This is a genomic window from Candidatus Palauibacter sp. (genome assembly GCF_965261555.1).
Classification (GTDB): Bacteria; Gemmatimonadota; Gemmatimonadetes; order Palauibacterales; family Palauibacteraceae; genus Palauibacter.
Genome location: NZ_OZ253465.1, coordinates 2,564,862 through 2,580,569, shown reverse-complemented (window position 1 = coordinate 2,580,569; position 15,708 = coordinate 2,564,862). Strand labels below are relative to the sequence as shown.

Here is a 15,708-nt window from a genome sequence, read left to right as displayed (position 1 = left end):
TCAGCCTTCCTGTAGCGCGGCCAGGAAGACTTCGCCGTACTGCTGGAGCTTGGCGGGGCCGATGCCGGGCACGCGCAGCATCTCTTCGGGCGAGCCGGGGCGCAGGTCGATCAGGTCCCACAGCACCTGGTCGCTGAACACGATGTAGGCGGGGACCCCTCTCGCATCCGCCAGCTGCTTCCGCAGGGTGCGGAGACGCTGGAAGGTGGGGTCCGACGGCGACCGGTCGACCTCGACCGCCGCGGTCCGCCGCCGGGAACCCGCCGCGCGTGCCTTCCGTTTGAGCACGGGGAGCACGTCCACGAGGTCCGCGACGCCGATTCCCGCGCACACGTCGCACGCTTCGCCGCACGCATCGAAGTCCTCCCCGAAGTACGCGAGCAGCCCGCGGTGGCGGCACACGTCGCGGTCCGCGAGCCGGAAGAGGTCGACGGCCGCCCGGCGCTTCGCCTCGCGCACCGTCGGATCGTCGATCTCGGCGAGGAACCGCTCGCGCACCTTCACGTCCGCCCACGAGTAGAAGAGGACGCAGTCGCTGGGGAGCCCGTCGCGCCCCGCGCGTCCGATCTCCTGGTACCACGACTCGATGTCCGACGGCATGTCGCGGTGGATGACGAAGCGGACGTTGGATTTGTCGATCCCCATCCCGAAGGCGATGGTCGCCACGACCACGTCGACCTCGTCGCGGGCGAACGCGTCCTGGTGCTCGGCCCGCGCGGCGTCGTCGAGTCCCGCGTGGTACGGGACCGCGTCGACGCCTTCGCGGCGGAGGAACTCCGCCATCTGTTCGACGGACTTTCTCGACAGACAATAGACGATCCCGCTCTCGCCCCGGTGGCGGCGGATGAGCCCGAGGATCTCGGCCCGTGTATTTCCCTCCCCCTTCTTTCGGCAGATCACGCGGAGGTTCGAGCGAAAGAAGGAACCCTTGTATCCCTCGGGCTTCCTCATTCCCAACTGTCGAACGATGTCGGCGGCGACCCTGCGGGTGGCGGTCGCGGTGAGCGCGAGGATGGGCAGTCCGTTCCCTCCCGCGCGTTGATCGCGAATCTCGTCCCGCAGTCCCTGAAGCGCCCGGTACGAAGGGCGGAAGTCGTGTCCCCATTGGGAGATGCAGTGCGCCTCATCGACGACGATCAGGGAAAGCGGCGCGTAACGCAGGCGTTCCCGCATGTGCGGACCCAGCGCTTCCGGCGCCAGATAGACGAGTTCGTAGTCCCCGCGCTCGAATCCCCGCAATCGGCGCCGGCGCTCGTCCGCCGCGAGAGACGAGTTGATCGCGGTGGCCCGGAACCCGACGTCGCGGAGCGCGTCGACCTGATCCTTCATCAGGCTGATGAGCGGGGAGAGGACGAGTACGGTCCCGGGCATGATGCGGGCCGGGACCTGGAAGGTGAGCGACTTCCCCGCCCCGGTGGGCATGACGCCGATGCAGTCCCGTCCCGCCAGGACCGATTCGATGATGTGCGCCTGTCCCGGCCGGAACTCGTCGTAACCGAAGACGTCGCGGAGGACGGATTCCGGGTCGTGGGGTCGGGGGTCGCTCATCTCCGTGAACATACGACGGATATCCGCCGGGGGCTCAACGTGACCTCAACGGCGTGACGCCGGTCTCCTCTGCGAGGCCGTGCGTTGACGCTGCCGTGCACGCGTGCGCGCGGGAACCCTTTCACTCGTCTCGGTGTCGATAGAGTTTGAGGGGTCTGGCCACGTCAGACCTGGCAACGTCAGACCCAGGACGTCCCTGCCCCCGGAGGTGTGCCGATGTCGACGCGTTCCCGCCGTTCCGTCCTGAAGGTCGGACTCTTCCTTCCGCTGGTGGTGTTCGCGGGCGCGCTGCTTGGAGCATGTGGAGACGGCGCCGCTCCACCCGACTACACCGCCGAGGAACTCGAGTCGGCGAAGGCCGAACTCCGGGACCACGCGCGGCTGCGCACCTTCGAGGCCGGCAAGCTGTTCGGCGAGGAGTGGGTCGCCCGCGCCCCGGACGACGCGGAACTCCGTGGGCTCTACGCCTACCAGCTCGTGGGCTGGCGGCTGTCGAAGGAGGTCCACGAGCAGGCCGCTGCGATCCTCGCGAACGACCCCGGGAATCCATGGGGCCTCTACGCGAAGGGCTACGCGCACTACGTCGACAACGAAGTGACACCCGCCATCGAGTTGGTGCGCGATGCGTGGGAGGCAGCTCCCCAACCCGAGTTCGCCTCCCTCTACCTCCGGGTGTTGAGCCGGGACGACTTCGAGGTGGCGTGGGAGTTCCTCGAAGGGCTCGACGAAGAAGCCCGCGGGTGGCCGGAGGTCCTCCGGATGCAGGCCGAGTTGGAGTCCCAGGCCCGCTACCGGCGCCAGGATCCGACATGGGCGGACTCGAGCCGCGCGACGTGGGCCGAGTTCAAGGAACAGTTCCCGGACCACGTGCTGGGCTACACCAGGTTGGCCAACGAGGCGTATCAGGCGCGGCGCATGGATGAGTGGACGCCGCTCATGGAATCCGCCCTCGAGCTGGCGCCGGGTTCGTCGGAGGTGCGGAGCCAGCACTGGCGGGGTCTTTGGATGTCGGAACTGCTTCCGAGAGAGGAACGTCGACCGGCCGTTGAAGCGAGCATGGCGGCGTTCCGCGAGGCGAGCCCCGAGACGCCGCCTGGCCGGTATGCGATGGCTTCGATGTACCGGAACATGGAGGACGAAGAGCGGGCGGCCGAGCTCGAAGCGCGCATCGTCGAGAGCGACCCGGGGAGTTACTACGCTTCGATGGTCTACCTCGCCGAGCTGCAGGGGGCCAACGACAAGCTCTCTGAACTCCGGGAAGAGCACGACTCGGACTCGCCCGAGGTGCGGGCCCAGCTCGAAGTCGTGCGAGATGCCGTGTACGAGTACCTGGAGCGGCCGCTGTACAGCGACACCTACAAGGGCACCGCCTACATCACACTCTATTTCGCCCTCAACGCGATGGATCCGATTCCGGTGGAGGACTTCGCCGACGCCGTGCGGGGACTCGCGGCACACGAGACCCTCAACCCGCGCATCACCTTCGGGTCGGCCCCGCTGGCCATGATCGACAACACGCCGTATGCCCTGGAGGCCGCCGACATCGTGCGCGAGGGCGTGCCGGCGATGCTGGAGCAAATCATGGATTCGCGCGACTTCTTCGATACCGAAGGCGAGTTCGATCAGGCGCTCCGGTCGTCGCTGAGCGGGATCTACGACGTGATCGGCTGGGCCTACGTCAAGGCCGGCCGCGCGGAGGACGGACGTCACACCCTCGAACGCGCGCTGGCGATCTCCGAGAACAGCCGTGACGTCCGCTACCACCTGGGACAGGTATACGAGCAACTGGCCACCGAGGCCGAGGAACGGGGCAACGCCGAGGCCGTGACGGAGTGGCTCGACCAGGCAGAAGACTCCTATATCGCGGGATTCGGTGCCAGCCGGGGCACGAACCCCAACGAGGCGGCGCTCGAAGCGCTCTATGAGAGCCGGAACGGGAGCCGCGAAGGGATCGAGGAGTACCTCGCGACGCTCGACGAGCGGGACCGGATCCGGCGCCGCGACCGCATCCTCGAGTCACGGGTCGAAGCTGCGGGGACCTACGAACCGTTCCAACTCGCCCGGCTGGACGGCGAGATGGTCGACTCCGCAGACCTCGAGGGGAAGATCGCCGTGCTCCACTTCTGGGGGACGTGGTGCGGACCGTGCATCGTCGAGATGCCCGAGTACCAGAAGTTCGACGAACGCTACCGGGAAGACGCGGAAGTGGCGGTGATTTCGATCAGCAACGACCGCTCAACCGACGTGATCGAGGAGTATCTCGGGAAGAACAGCTTCGACTTCGCCGTGCTGGTGGACGACGGCTACGTCGAGCGCGCCGGCGTGAACGCGTGGCCGACCACGTGGTTCGTCGACCGGGAGGGCTATGTACAGTTCGTCAAGATCGGCACCGCCCTGAAGCTCGACGAGGAGTTCTCCTGGCGCGTGGAGGCGCTCCGCGAAGAGACGACGAGCAGCCCGTGACCGGGACGCGCCAAACGACGAGGACGCACGCCGCAGGGAGGTACACCATGCCGTCTCGCTCCACTCCCCCCGTCCTACGGGTCGGACTCCTCCTCGCGTGCGCTGCCCTCGCGAGCTGCGGCACGCCGCCCGACTACACGGCCGAGGAACTTGAGGCGGCGAAGGCCGAACTTCGGGATCATGTGCGCCTCCGCACCTTCGAGGCCGGCCGGTTGTTAGGCGAGGAATGGGTCGCACGCGCCCCCGACGACGCCGAACTCCGGGCTCTCTACGCGGAACAACTCGCGGCCTGGTGGTTGTTCAAGGAAACCCGCGAGCAGGCGGACGCCATCCTTGCCGGTGACCCGGACAACCCGTGGGGACACTATGCGCAGGCGCTTTCGTACTTCGCGGAGAACGAATGGGACCTCGCGCTCGAGCCCAGTCTGAGAGCGTGGGAGACGTCGCCCCGTCCCGAGTTCGCGGCCGCCCATCTCCAATCGCTCCGCCTCGACGGCGTCGAGGGGGCCCGCTCCTTCCTTGCTGCGCTGGATTCGGCTACCCGGGCGACGCCGGAACTCCTCATGGCGCGCGCCCAGCTGGAATCTCAGGCGCAGTACGAGCTGAGCGACCCCGCATGGGCCGACTCGAGCCTCGCCACATACGCGGAACTGCGGGAGCGGTTCCCGGATCACGTTAATGGACACCTCCGGGCGGCCGAAGACCTCTTCCGCGCCAACCGGCCGGAAGAGGCGCTGCCGCTGATCGAGCGGGCCGTGGCGCTCGCGCCCGGATCGGTCGACGTCCGGCAGTGGCACTGGTGGATCCTGTTCGAATCGGACGTTCTCCCCGCCGACGAGCGCCCTCCGGCCGTCGAGGCCAGCATCGCCGAGTTCACGGAGGCGGGGCCCGAGTCCATCCGCGGATTCTCAGCCGTCGCAAGCATGTACAGGGATATGGGGGATACGGATCGGGCCGAGGAACTCGAGGCTCTGGTCGTCGAGCGCGCTCCCCTCAGTCGCCACGCGTCGCTGATTTACGCACGGGAATACAATGCCGAGAGCAGCGAACTCAACCGTCTCTACCAGGCGAAAGGCCGCGACTCACCCGAGTTCCGGGCGCAACTCGAGGTCGTGCGCGACGCCGTGAACCGCTTCCTTGAACGCCCGCGGTACTCGGATCGACAGTTGGCCAGCGCGTACCTGCGCCTCTACTTCGCACTCAGTCAAATGGATCCGCCGCCCGCCGAGGAATTGGCGGCGGCCGTTCGTGGACTTGTCCGGTACGACGAGCTGAACCCCCACATCACGTACGGAGACGCGCTGGTCGCCATGGCCGAGTCCACCCCGTATGCCTCCGAGGCGGCCGAGTTCGCGAGGGACCGAGGTCTCGAGGCGGCCGTCGACCGAGTCCAGAACTTCGGGACCCTCTTCAAGACCGAAGGGGAGCGCGAGCAGAGCCTGCGCTACTACCTGAGCATCGTCTACGACGCCATGGGGTGGGGCTACTTCAAGGCGGGCCGGGTCGAGGACGGGCGTCACGCGCTCGAACGCGCGCTGGCGCTCACGGAGGCCAATCGAGAAACCCGATACCACCTCGGGCAGGTCTACGAACGCTTCGCGGACGAGGCGGAGGCCGACGGAGATGAGGTTCGTGCGGTCGAGTGGCTGGACCGTGCGGAGGACTCGTACATCGCTGGCCTCGGGAGTACGCAGGTGGGTGAGAACCCCAGTCAGGCCGCAATCGAAGCGCTCTATGAGCGCCGCTACGGTAGTCGCGAGGGGATGGAAGAATACCTCGACACGCTGGACGAGCGCGATCAGATTCGCCGGCGCGAGCGGATCCTGGAGTCACGCGTCGAGGCTGCGGGGACGTACGAACCGTTCCGGTTGGCGCGGATCGATGGGTCGCTGGTCGACTCGGCGGACCTCGACGGCAAGATCGCGGTGGTGCACTTCTGGGGCACCTGGTGCGGTCCCTGCATCGTCGAGATGCCCGAATACCAGAAGTTCGACCTCCGCTACCGGGACGACCCCGAAGTGCGCGTGGTGTCGATCAGCAACGACAACTCGCGCCAGATCGTCGACGAATACCTTGCGCGCAACGAGTTCGACTTCGAGGTACTCATGGACGATGGCTACGTGCAGCGGGCCGGCGTCGCGGCTTGGCCCACGACCTGGTTCGTGGACCCGCAGGGCTACGTGCAGTTCGTCAAGCGCGGCAACACGTCGAAGCTCGACGAGGAGTTCTCCTGGCGCGTGGAGGCGCTCCGGGAAACCGACGACACTCGCTGACCGCGGCGGCGCCGGCCCTCTACCAGCGGAAGGCGGTGCGGGCGGCTTCGGCGGCGAGGTGCGTCCTCAGTTCCCGAGCCGTGTCCAGGGGCAGGTAGGGGATGTCCACCTTGTGGGCGGCGGCCCCCGCGCCCGCCGTGTCCACCAGAAGCCGGGCCATGCCCCGCCAGCGGTCGATCGGCGTCGTCCGGAGCGCCACGACCTGGATGCGGGTGTAGCGTGCGATCGTCGTGCGGCGCCACAGCCAGCCGCTCCGGAACCAGACCATGTCGTCCTTCAGCGCCCACCCGAGGCACTCGACGTAGCGCCGCGCGTAGAACACGGCCCAGGCCAGAAAGGCCGCGTGGAAGGCCACGCCCCAGGCGCCGAGGGTGAAGTAGAGCGGAACCGACGCGAGGGTGGCGAGGAAGCAGGTTCCCCTCACGACGCGCCGGAACGCGAGCGGGGACACGGGCTCCCAGCCGACCTCGGGGACGTCCAGCTCGGGGATCACCTCCCGGAGGAACTCGCGCAGACGGTCCCGCCGCAGGATCGGCGCGAGTCGGTGCCGGTGGGGGTCCGCGTTCCCCGACTGTCCGGCCTGGCTTCCTCCGGCCGTCTGCACGCCGACCGCGACCCGGCCCGCCCAGCGCTGGAGCGGTCCCTCGTGGATCGTCACGGTCTGAACGCGGCGCAGCGGGATGGTGGCGGCGACCTGCGTCAGCATGCCGAATGTCGCGCGCAGCCCCTCCTCGGACCGCACGACGCGGTAGTCGTGGAGGCGGACGAGCGTCCAGGCGACGGAGAGCATCCGCGCGAAGATCACGAAGGCGACGACCAGCGCCGTAATGGCGACGACGGTCACCAGGATGCCGGCCGCCACCACGTCTGAAGCCGCGCCCTCGACCGCGGGCCCGATCCACGACTGCTCCCCGGCGATCCAGTCGGACGCCCGCTCGAAGAGCCCCAACTCCCACGCAAGGCCGAAGGCGGCCGCGATCAGCACCATGCCCCGGTTCTGGAGCAGGCCGTGGAGCAGGAGTTCGCGCGCGGGAAGATGCAGCAGCGTGCGACCCTCCTCCGAACCGGCCAGGGCGGGGTCCGCCGGCGGCTCGGCGGGCATGGCCGTCGCCGCCGCGTCCGCAGCCGTCGCCTCCGCCGCCGCCGTCCCCTCCTCGGCCGCCTCCCGCTTTCCCTCGCGGACGCGCTGCCGCAACGCCTCCAGGGCCGGCAGCGGCAGCACCGTCAGCGTCGCCTCCGGTTCCTGTCCCCCGCCCGTCTGGAGCTTGACCTCCACGACGCCGAGCACGCGATGGAAGACGCCCTGCACCGCGTCGAGATTCTGGATCCGGGCGTAGGGGACGTGCCTCTCGCGCCGAAACAGGAGTCCGCTCCGGATCACGAGTTCCGCCTCCTCGTACCGGTACCGGAACGTCAGGTAGCGAACGACGGACCCGACGACGAACGGGATGAGTCCGATGAGGAGAACGGAACGCATCTCCACGACGCCGAGGAAGTTGGCCGACGCGCCCCCGACGATCAGGGGGAAGATCGCTCGACGGAGCTGGCTTCCGAGCGAGAAGCCGATGGAGAGCGGATGGAGCCGGTGCTCGACCGCCCGTGAGGGCGTCGCCGGCTCAGACGGCATCGGCACCCGCGGGCGGCAGGAGGTGATCGCGGATGCGGAGCGCCGTTTCGTGCTCCAGTCCGTCGAGGGAGACCTTGGCGTAGTCGGTTCCGGCGGTGTAGATGCCCAGCGTGCCGAGGCCGTAGCGACGCTCGAGCGGCCCCTGCGACACGTCGGTGTGCTGGACGCGGGAGCGCGGGACGCAGGTCGCCTTCCGCCACACGACGCCGCTTCGGATCTCGATGTCCTCCGCGTTGACCGTGTACGAGGCGTAGCGGTGATGGAGGGCCGCCCAACGGTGCAGCCACCAGCCAAGCACGCCGGTGATGACGGCCCAGCCGCTCACGATCGACGTCACGACGCCCGGCGGCGGCACGGCCGCGGCCCAAACCACCGCGACGCCCGCCGCCAGCGGGAGGGAGACGCACGCCGTGACGATGCGGCCGACCACCCGCTGCAGCGGGATCGACCGCGGGTCCAGTCCGTGGCGCACGCCATCGGCGATGGCGCCGACCTCCGGGTCCGTCGTCTCGACGTCGTGCGTCGACTCGTTCATGTGGACAAGTTACGCTGATCGAACGGTTTTCGTGTCGGCGCTCCGGACCGGCGGGAACCGGCCGGCGATCCGAGGGAGGCAGCCGTGAGTGCCGCGGGGTCACGCAGCGACGAAGAACTGCTCGCCGAGTGTACCGTCGAGACGTTCCGGGCCGGCGGTCCGGGCGGCCAGCACCAGAACAAGACGGAGTCGGCCGTGCGGCTCACGCACCGTCCCACCGGCATCGTCGTGACCGCCCGCGAGTCCCGCAGCCAGCACCGCAACCGCGCCCGCGCGCTGGATCGGCTCCGGACCGCCCTCAGGGAGCGGGAGCACGAGCCGCGGCCCCGCCGCCCGACGAAGCCCACCCGGGCCTCCCGGGAAACCCGGCTCGACAAGAAACGGCGCCGCTCCCTCACGAAGAGGCAGCGGCGCCGTCCCGAGTCCGACGAGTAGCCGCCGCGGGTCGAAAAGCCCGCGGCCGGACTCCGTCTGTCAGGTCGTCGTCGTCACCCGCCGCGCGGGGCGGTTGTTGTACTTCTCCCACAGGCTGCGGTGCTTGTTGTCCAGGTCCGACGGCACGCCCTTGATGAACACCCACTCGATTTGCGTAGTGATCTCGAGCGGATCGCCGTCGGTCACGATCAGGTTCCCCACCTTCCCGATCTCCAGCGACCCCAGCCGGTCGTCCACGCCGAGCACGCGCGCCGGGGCCAGCGTCACCGCCTCCAGCGCCGCCTCCTTCGTGAGCCCCCACGACACGGAGTTCGCGGCTTCGTAGGGGAGCGTCCGCGAATCGGACGAGTTGAAGGTCGCGAACGCGATCTCGACGCCCGCGTCGTGCAGCACGCCGGGCAGCGTGTTCGGGTCGTCGTACGCGGTGTCCTCGCCCTGGGGCACCCGCTGCACCGGTCCCAGGATCACGGGGATGTTCTTCTCGGCCAGCGTCCCCGCGATCTCGCGCGCGCCGTTTCCGCCCGCGATGACGAGGTCGAGATTCCACTTCTCCGCGAACTCGATCGCCGACTCGATCTCGCGCCAGCCGTTCGCCCGCACGATGACCTTCATCCCCCGATCGAGGACGCGCGACAGGTGCTCGAGCTGGATGTTGCGCGGCACGCGCTCCGAACCGGACGCCACCGCCTGCCTGTAGTGCTGCGCGGCGACGAACCACTCGTCCATCTCCGCCACCTGCTCGTCGAAGCGCTCCTGCGCCTGGCGGAAGGAGCGGCCGCCGGCCGGGCGGCCAAAGCCGGCGAAGGCGCGGAAACTCGTCGTGAGGGTGGGCCAGCCGAGGACCATGGCCGCGGTCTTCTCGATCTCCATCTCCTCCACCGTCCAGCCATCGAGATGGACGAGCGTGGCCTGGCCCTGGATGCCGGAACCTCCGCCGCCGCCGAAGCCGCGCCCGCCACCGCCGGGCGCCACCATCGAGTGCGTGATCCCGTTCGCGCGCGCGACCGGGATGTGCTCGCTGGCGGGGTGGATCGCCGTATGCGCGTTGAGATGCGGGTTCCAGCGCCCCAGTTCGCTCGCGTCGTTCGTCACCGCCACGGCCCCGATCTCCGTGAGCCCGAGCGAGCTGAAGGCATCGATCATGCCGGGAAAGACGTGCTTCCCTTCCCCGTCGATGATCTCGGCGTCCGCCGGGATATCCACATCGGTTCCGACCGCGATGATGCGGCCGTCTCTGAGCACGATCGTCCCGCCTTCGATGACGCCGTCGGCCACCGTGTGGATCGTGGCCCCCCGCACCGCGAACGTCCCGCCGTCCTGTGCGGCGGCGTGTGCGGGCAGGGCGAACCCGACGGTCCCGAGGAGGGCCGCCGTCGCGACTATCGACTTCAGCATGGTGCCGATCCTGTCGTTCATGGTGTTCCCGAGGTTGTTACCGGATCCGCGCGTCATCGTTCACCTCCCGGCCGCCGGCCCGGATCCCGCTCGTCTTCGGGGTCCTCCTCTTCGTCTGCTTCGCCGAGCATCTCCCTCAATTCCGCCTTCTGAGCCTCGATCTCGGCCCGCATCGCCATGTCCGCGTCGACATCGAACATCACCTCGCCTTCGATGTACGTCGTCCGGACCTTGGCGTAGGAGGAGAGGGGATAGTTCTCCCACAGGACGATGTCCGCGTCCTTCCCCGCCTCCAGCGAGCCCACGCGGTCGTCGATCAAGAGCTGGATCGCCGGGTTGATCGTGACGGTGGCGAGGGCCTCCGCCTCGCTCAGGCCGCCCCACTTCATCGTCTTGGCGGCTTCCTGAGTGAGGTGTCGTCCCTCTTCTCCGCTGTCTGAGTTGATGGAGACGTTGACGCCGCGCTGCGTCATGATCGCGGCGTTGTACGGAATCGCCTCGTAGGCCTCCATCTTGTAGGCCCACCAGTCGGAGAAGGTGGAGGCGTGGGCGCCGTGCTCCGCCATCTCGTCGGCGACGCGGTAGCCTTCGAGCACGTGCTGGAAGGTGTGGATGCGGAAGCCGAACTCCTCGGCCACCCTCATGAGTTGCAGGATCTCGTCCGCGCGGTAGCTGTGCGCGTGCACGTAGCGCGTGCCCTCGAGGACCTCGACCAGCGGATCCATCGTCAGGTTGCGCCGCGGCGGGATCGCATCGCGGTCGCCGTCGGCGACCCGCGCGCGGTAGGCGTCCCACTCGGCCTTGTACTCGGTGGCCTCGATGAAGGCCTGCCGGATCACGTCCATCACCCCCATGCGGGAGGCGGGATAGCGCGCCTCCTGGCCGGGGAGCGTGGGGCTCCCGGCCCGCTTCGGGTTCTCGCCGAGCGCGAATTTGATCGTGGGCGGGGCGCCCTGGAAGATGAGCCCCTGCGCGTCCTCGCCCCAGCGGTGCTTGATCACGACGTTGTTCCCGCCGATCGGGTTCGCGCTCCCGTGCATGATGTGCGACGTCGTCGTGCCGCCCGCGACCTCGCGGTAGATCGCGATGTCCGTCGGGTCGATCACGTCGTGGATCGAGACCATGGAGGAGACGGAGACCGCCCCCTCGTTGATCGCGTCGGCCGCGATGTGGGAGTGGGCGTCGATGACGCCGGGCGTGACGTACTTGCCCGTCCCGTCGATGATCATCGCGTCGGCGGGCGCCTCCACCTCGGAGGCCGGACCGACGGCGACGATGCGCCCGTTCCGGAACAGGATGGCGCCGTCCTCGATCCGCCCGGCTTCCGCCACGGTGAGAATCGTCGCGCCGGTGATGAGGATCGGCTGCTCCTGCGCCGTGGCCCCGTCCGGAGCCGCGAAGGCGAGACCGAGCGCCAGGCACCCGGCTCCGACCCTGCCGATGTTCAGTGTCGTCGGATGTCTCATCGGACACCTCCTCCGGGCCTCGTGCCCGTGAAGTCCATGTTGCGCATGCCGCCGAAGGAGGCGTTCCCCTCGATCGCGTCGCCCTCGACCGTGCCGGTATAGACGATCTCGACTTCCATGCCCGGTCCCATCGTGGCCGAGGCGGTGATGCTGAACTCGTTGCCGCTCACCCAGCCGTCGGTGATCTGCTGCTCGCCGCGCTCGCCCTGGATCACGCCGGAGATCGTGCCGTCCTCGGAAACCTCGAGTTCGGCCGTCGCCTCCTGCGAATCGTTGTTCAGGGAGAGAAGCCAGGTGCCGTTCATGTCGACCGCCGGGGGCTCCGTCGGCCGCGGCTCGGGCGCCTCCTCCTCGAACCTGTGGCCGTCGACGAACACCATCCGAACATCGGTGCCCTCATCGAACAGCGGGCCGTCCGTGACGACGAGGTTCGCGATCTTCCCCACCTCGACGGAGCCGAGGAGCGCGTCCACGCCGTAGATGCGGGCGGGCGCGGCAGTGAGCGCCTCCAGCGCCGCCTCCTCCGAGAGTCCGTTCTCGATCGCCGTCCGCACCTTGTCCATCATCGCGCGGGGGTTGTTCGCCGAGCCGCTGTAGAAGGCCCACTCGGCCCCGGCTTCCTCGAGCCGGGCCGGGGTCGTCGGCGCGTAGGCGCGGCGCTTCAGCGACGAGAGCGACTCCTCGGCCTCCGGATCCGCATCGCGGTTCCGCTCGGGCCAGTCCACGTTGACGAGCACCGGAACGCCCGCGGCCGCGATCTCGTCGGCCAGTCCGTACGCCTCGTGTGCACCCTGCAGGACCGGCCGCGCGCCGGTGTCCTGCCCGAGCTTGATCGCCCGCCGGATCTGCCGCACCTCGTTCGCCGGCATCACCGTGGGCCAGCCGCCCGCGATCGCATCCTGCACCGGGCCGAGCGCGCGATCGTACGTCGGACGCGGCTGACCGCCCGGGTTCGCCGTATAGCGCGCCTCGTACTGCCCGGCGTGGTCCGCGTCGAGATAGAGCTGCCGGATGTACGCGATCACGCCCATCAGCGAGCCGGGGTAACTCCGGAATCCGCCGGCGCCGCTCATCGTCACGCGGAGCGCGGCAGGCGACTTCACGACCATCTCCTGCTCGCTGCCCGCGAGGTTCACCACGACGCCCTGCCCCGTCACGATCCCGTCATCGGGCGCCACGAGCGCGTTCGTGAACCCGCCGCTGCGCCAGGTCTCGATCGCGTCGGCGTCGGCGTCCAGCATGTCCGCGGCGTTGAACCAGGAGTTCGTCGCGGGGCGATCCTCCGGCCCCACGGTGCGCGGCTGGTTCGCCTGCTGCGCGAGGGCGAGGAAGGGGTTGCCTCCGGCGCCGGCACCGGCGGGCCCGTCCCCTCCCGGTGTCCCCAGTGCGACCTGCGACAGGCCGTCGAAGAGGCCGGGATAGACGGTGAGGCCGCTGGCGTCGATCAGCCACGCCTCACCGGGGATGTCGACGTCGGCCCCTACGGCTTCGATGAGGCCGTTGGCGATGACGACGGTGCCGTCCTCGATGACGGCGCCCGTGCCGGTCACGATGCGCGCGTTCTGGAGCGCGAAGAACGGGGGAGGCACCGGGCTCTGGCTCGGCATGTACTGCGCGGCGGCAGACGCCGGAGAGGCGAGGCCGGACAGCGATGCGAGGAGCAGCCCCGGGACTACCCCGCCCGCCAGCCGGCGCGCGAGTGCAGTTCGGTTCATAAGAGGTACATCCTTCCGAGTGGGTCCATCACGGCGAAACACATCCCTGCCCGTCCCTTCACAACCTTTGATAACACGCGGTCGTAAATCTCCGTTCAGTCCCGCGGGGGGTCAACGGCGCGGGTGGCGGCTTTGACGGACGGGATCCGAGCGTTACGGTTGGGACATGGAACGCGCTCCGTTACCCGAGGACGGTCTCGCGGTCGTCGTGAAGCGGGACTGCCCCACCTGCCAACTCGTCGAACCCGTGCTGAAACGGCTGTCCGCTGACGGCTGCGGTCTTACGGTCTTCAGCCAGGACGATCCGGATTTTCCCGCCGCCGTCCCTGGCGTGATCGACGACACGGAACTCGAACACTCTTTCCGCCTCGACATCGAGACGGTCCCGACGCTGGTGCGCTTCGAGGACGGACGGGAGACGGGGCGCGCCGTCGGCTGGAACCGCGACGAGTGGCGCCGGTTGACGTCGACCCCCGACCTGGGGGAGGATCTGGCCGCGTTCCGCCCCGGCTGCGGTTCCCTGTCGGTAGCACCGGGCGCCGCCGAGCGCCTGCGCGCGCGCTTCGGGGACACGGGCCTGGAGGCGCGACGGGTGGCGCTGGAGCCGCACGCGGACGACGTGGAGGCATGCTTCGATCGCGGCTGGACGGATGGGCTTCCGGTCGTCCCGCCGACCCCGGAGCGGATCCTGCGGATGCTCGCGGGCACGTCCCAGGCTCCTGGCGAGATCGTGGGGGCCGTGCCGCCCGACTATGCGGAATGCACGGTGGAGAAGGTGGCGATCAACGCCGTGCTCGCGGGCTGCAAGCCGGAGTACATGCCCGTGCTGCTGGCGGCGCTGGAGGCGGCGCTCGATCCGGACTTCACGCTGCACGGGATCCTGTGCAGCACCTGCTTCACCGCCCCCCTCATCATCGTCAACGGCCCCATTGCGCGCCGGATCGGGATGAACTCGAGGCTCAACGTCCTCGGACAGGGGAACCGGGCGAACGCGACCATCGGGCGCGCCCTCAACCTCATCGTGCAAAACGTGGGCGGCGGGCGCCCCGGCGAGATCGACCGTTCCACCTTCGGCGCGCCCAGCAAGTACACCTTCTGCTTCGCCGAGGACGAGTCGGACGAGGATTGGGAGCCGCTTTCCGTCTCACGCGGCGTTCCGCGGGGGACCGATGCCGTCACGCTGTTCCAGGGCGAGGGCGTGCAGGGGATCATGGACCAGGCCTCGCGCACCCCCGAGGAACTCACAGCGTCGCTCGCGGCGTGCCTGCTCGCCGTCTGCCACCCGAAGATCTGCGAGTGGGCGCACGCCGTGCTCCTCCTCTCGCCGGAGCACTACGCCGTCTACCGGGAGGCGGGCTGGGGCCGGGCGCGCATCACCGAGGCGCTGATCGAAGCGACGACGCGGCCGCTGGGCGAGGTGGCCCGCGGCGCCGGCGGCCTCGCGGAGGGCGTGCCGGACTCGGAGACGCGCCGCCACGTGCCCAAGTTTCCGCCCGGCGGACTGCTCCTCGCCCGGGCCGGCGGCGCGGCCGGACTGTACTCCGCGATCCTGGCCGGCTGGCCCGGCGGCCGCGCCTGGCAGCACTCACACCCCATCACGAGAGAGATCGAGACATGACCGTTTCGACCGCGGCGAGCCCGGCAACGCCGGCCACTGTCCTCCACGATCCCACCTCCGAACTCGCTCCGGAGATGCGGCCCCGGCGCACGCCTCCGCCGTCGCTGGAGGGGCGAGTTGTCGCGCTCCAGGGAATCGGCAAGCTGCGCAGCGACGAGTTCCTCGACCATGTGAAGGCGCGACTGGACGCACTCGGCATCGAGACGATCCGCACGGACAAGCCGACCAACGCGCGGCGGGCGCCCGTCGAAATCCTGCAGAGGATCGCCACGGAGGCCGATGTCGTCGTGCAGGCACTGGCCGATTGAGGGTCCTGCACGTCGTGCGGTCTGCACGACCTCAGAGACCTGGACGAACGCGGAATCCCCGGCTGTTTCGTCGTCACGACGGAGTTCGAGGCGGCCGCCCGCAGCCAGTCGCGCTCGCTGGGGTTCGAACCCGGCATCGTGTGGGTCCCGCACCCTATCCAGAACCGTACCGCCGTCGAACTCGAACAACTGGCCGAGGAGGCGATCGACCCGATCCTGGCCATGATCACGACACAGGACTGACGCGCGGGGCCGGCAGTCTGCGAGCCCGGCTCCGGCGGTTCCGGACTTGCTCGCGGCGCCGAAAACCGTCTATTTGGCAGCA

The 15,708-nt window shown here is 69.2% G+C and carries 11 protein-coding genes; 5 read left to right on the top strand and 6 right to left on the bottom strand.

All coding sequences use genetic code 11. From position 1 onward, the window contains the following. Positions 1–1,560, bottom strand: coding sequence for a RecQ family ATP-dependent DNA helicase (locus ACQY5G_RS11110; RefSeq protein ID WP_428273968.1), 1,560 nt, complete (start codon positions 1,558–1,560; stop codon positions 1–3). A 204-nt stretch (positions 1,561–1,764) separates the two neighbouring features. On the opposite strand from ACQY5G_RS11110, the gene ACQY5G_RS11105 reads away from it, so the two are divergent. Together ACQY5G_RS11105 and ACQY5G_RS11100 are read left to right on the top strand one after the other, a co-directional pair. Next, a complete protein-coding gene (locus ACQY5G_RS11105; protein WP_428273966.1) occupies positions 1,765–4,011 on the top strand; it encodes a redoxin domain-containing protein in 2,247 nt (748 codons plus the stop codon). Positions 4,012–4,058: 47 nt separating this feature from the next. Next, on the top strand, positions 4,059–6,284 hold the full coding sequence (locus tag ACQY5G_RS11100) for a redoxin domain-containing protein (RefSeq protein ID WP_428273964.1): 2,226 nt from the start codon (positions 4,059–4,061) through the stop codon (positions 6,282–6,284). 19 nt (positions 6,285–6,303) lie between these two features. Here ACQY5G_RS11100 and ACQY5G_RS11095 read toward each other — a convergent pair whose 3' ends face one another. Beyond that, complete coding sequence (locus tag ACQY5G_RS11095) at positions 6,304–7,911, bottom strand: PH domain-containing protein (protein WP_428273962.1); 1,608 nt, start codon at positions 7,909–7,911, stop codon at positions 6,304–6,306. Further along, the gene (locus ACQY5G_RS11090; RefSeq protein ID WP_428273960.1) at positions 7,901–8,446 is read right to left on the bottom strand and encodes a PH domain-containing protein; all 546 of its coding nucleotides are present in this window, start codon (positions 8,444–8,446) and stop codon (positions 7,901–7,903) included. Before ACQY5G_RS11090 ends, ACQY5G_RS11095 begins: the two co-directional genes overlap by 11 nt. A gap of 84 nt (positions 8,447–8,530) precedes the next feature. Here ACQY5G_RS11090 and ACQY5G_RS11085 point away from each other — a divergent pair, with 84 nt between their 5' ends. After that, positions 8,531–8,881, top strand: a complete 351-nt coding sequence (locus ACQY5G_RS11085; protein WP_428273958.1) for a peptide chain release factor-like protein — start codon at positions 8,531–8,533, stop codon at positions 8,879–8,881. A 39-nt stretch (positions 8,882–8,920) separates the two neighbouring features. Here the strand turns inward: ACQY5G_RS11085 and ACQY5G_RS11080 are convergent, their stop codons facing one another. The 3 genes from ACQY5G_RS11080 to ACQY5G_RS11070 are packed head-to-tail and all read right to left on the bottom strand — an operon-like array spanning position 8,921 to position 13,457. Beyond that, positions 8,921–10,333, bottom strand: a complete 1,413-nt coding sequence (locus tag ACQY5G_RS11080; RefSeq protein WP_428273956.1) for an amidohydrolase family protein — start codon at positions 10,331–10,333, stop codon at positions 8,921–8,923. After that, positions 10,330–11,742 carry an amidohydrolase family protein gene (locus tag ACQY5G_RS11075; protein ID WP_428273955.1) on the bottom strand — a complete coding sequence of 471 codons (1,413 nt, stop codon included), beginning with the start codon at positions 11,740–11,742 and terminating at the stop codon, positions 10,330–10,332. Before ACQY5G_RS11075 ends, ACQY5G_RS11080 begins: the two co-directional genes overlap by 4 nt. After that, complete coding sequence (locus tag ACQY5G_RS11070; RefSeq protein WP_428273953.1) at positions 11,739–13,457, bottom strand: amidohydrolase family protein; 1,719 nt, start codon at positions 13,455–13,457, stop codon at positions 11,739–11,741. Before ACQY5G_RS11070 ends, ACQY5G_RS11075 begins: the two co-directional genes overlap by 4 nt. Positions 13,458–13,623: 166 nt before the next feature. On the opposite strand from ACQY5G_RS11070, the gene ACQY5G_RS11065 reads away from it, so the two are divergent. Both ACQY5G_RS11065 and ACQY5G_RS11060 read left to right on the top strand, forming a co-directional pair. Beyond that, on the top strand, positions 13,624–15,075 hold the full coding sequence (locus tag ACQY5G_RS11065) for a thioredoxin family protein (protein WP_428273951.1): 1,452 nt from the start codon (positions 13,624–13,626) through the stop codon (positions 15,073–15,075). Continuing rightward, positions 15,072–15,626 carry a UGSC family (seleno)protein gene (locus ACQY5G_RS11060; protein ID WP_428273949.1) on the top strand — a complete coding sequence of 185 codons (555 nt, stop codon included), beginning with the start codon at positions 15,072–15,074 and terminating at the stop codon, positions 15,624–15,626. Before ACQY5G_RS11065 ends, ACQY5G_RS11060 begins: the two co-directional genes overlap by 4 nt. Positions 15,627–15,708: the final 82 nt, after the last annotated feature.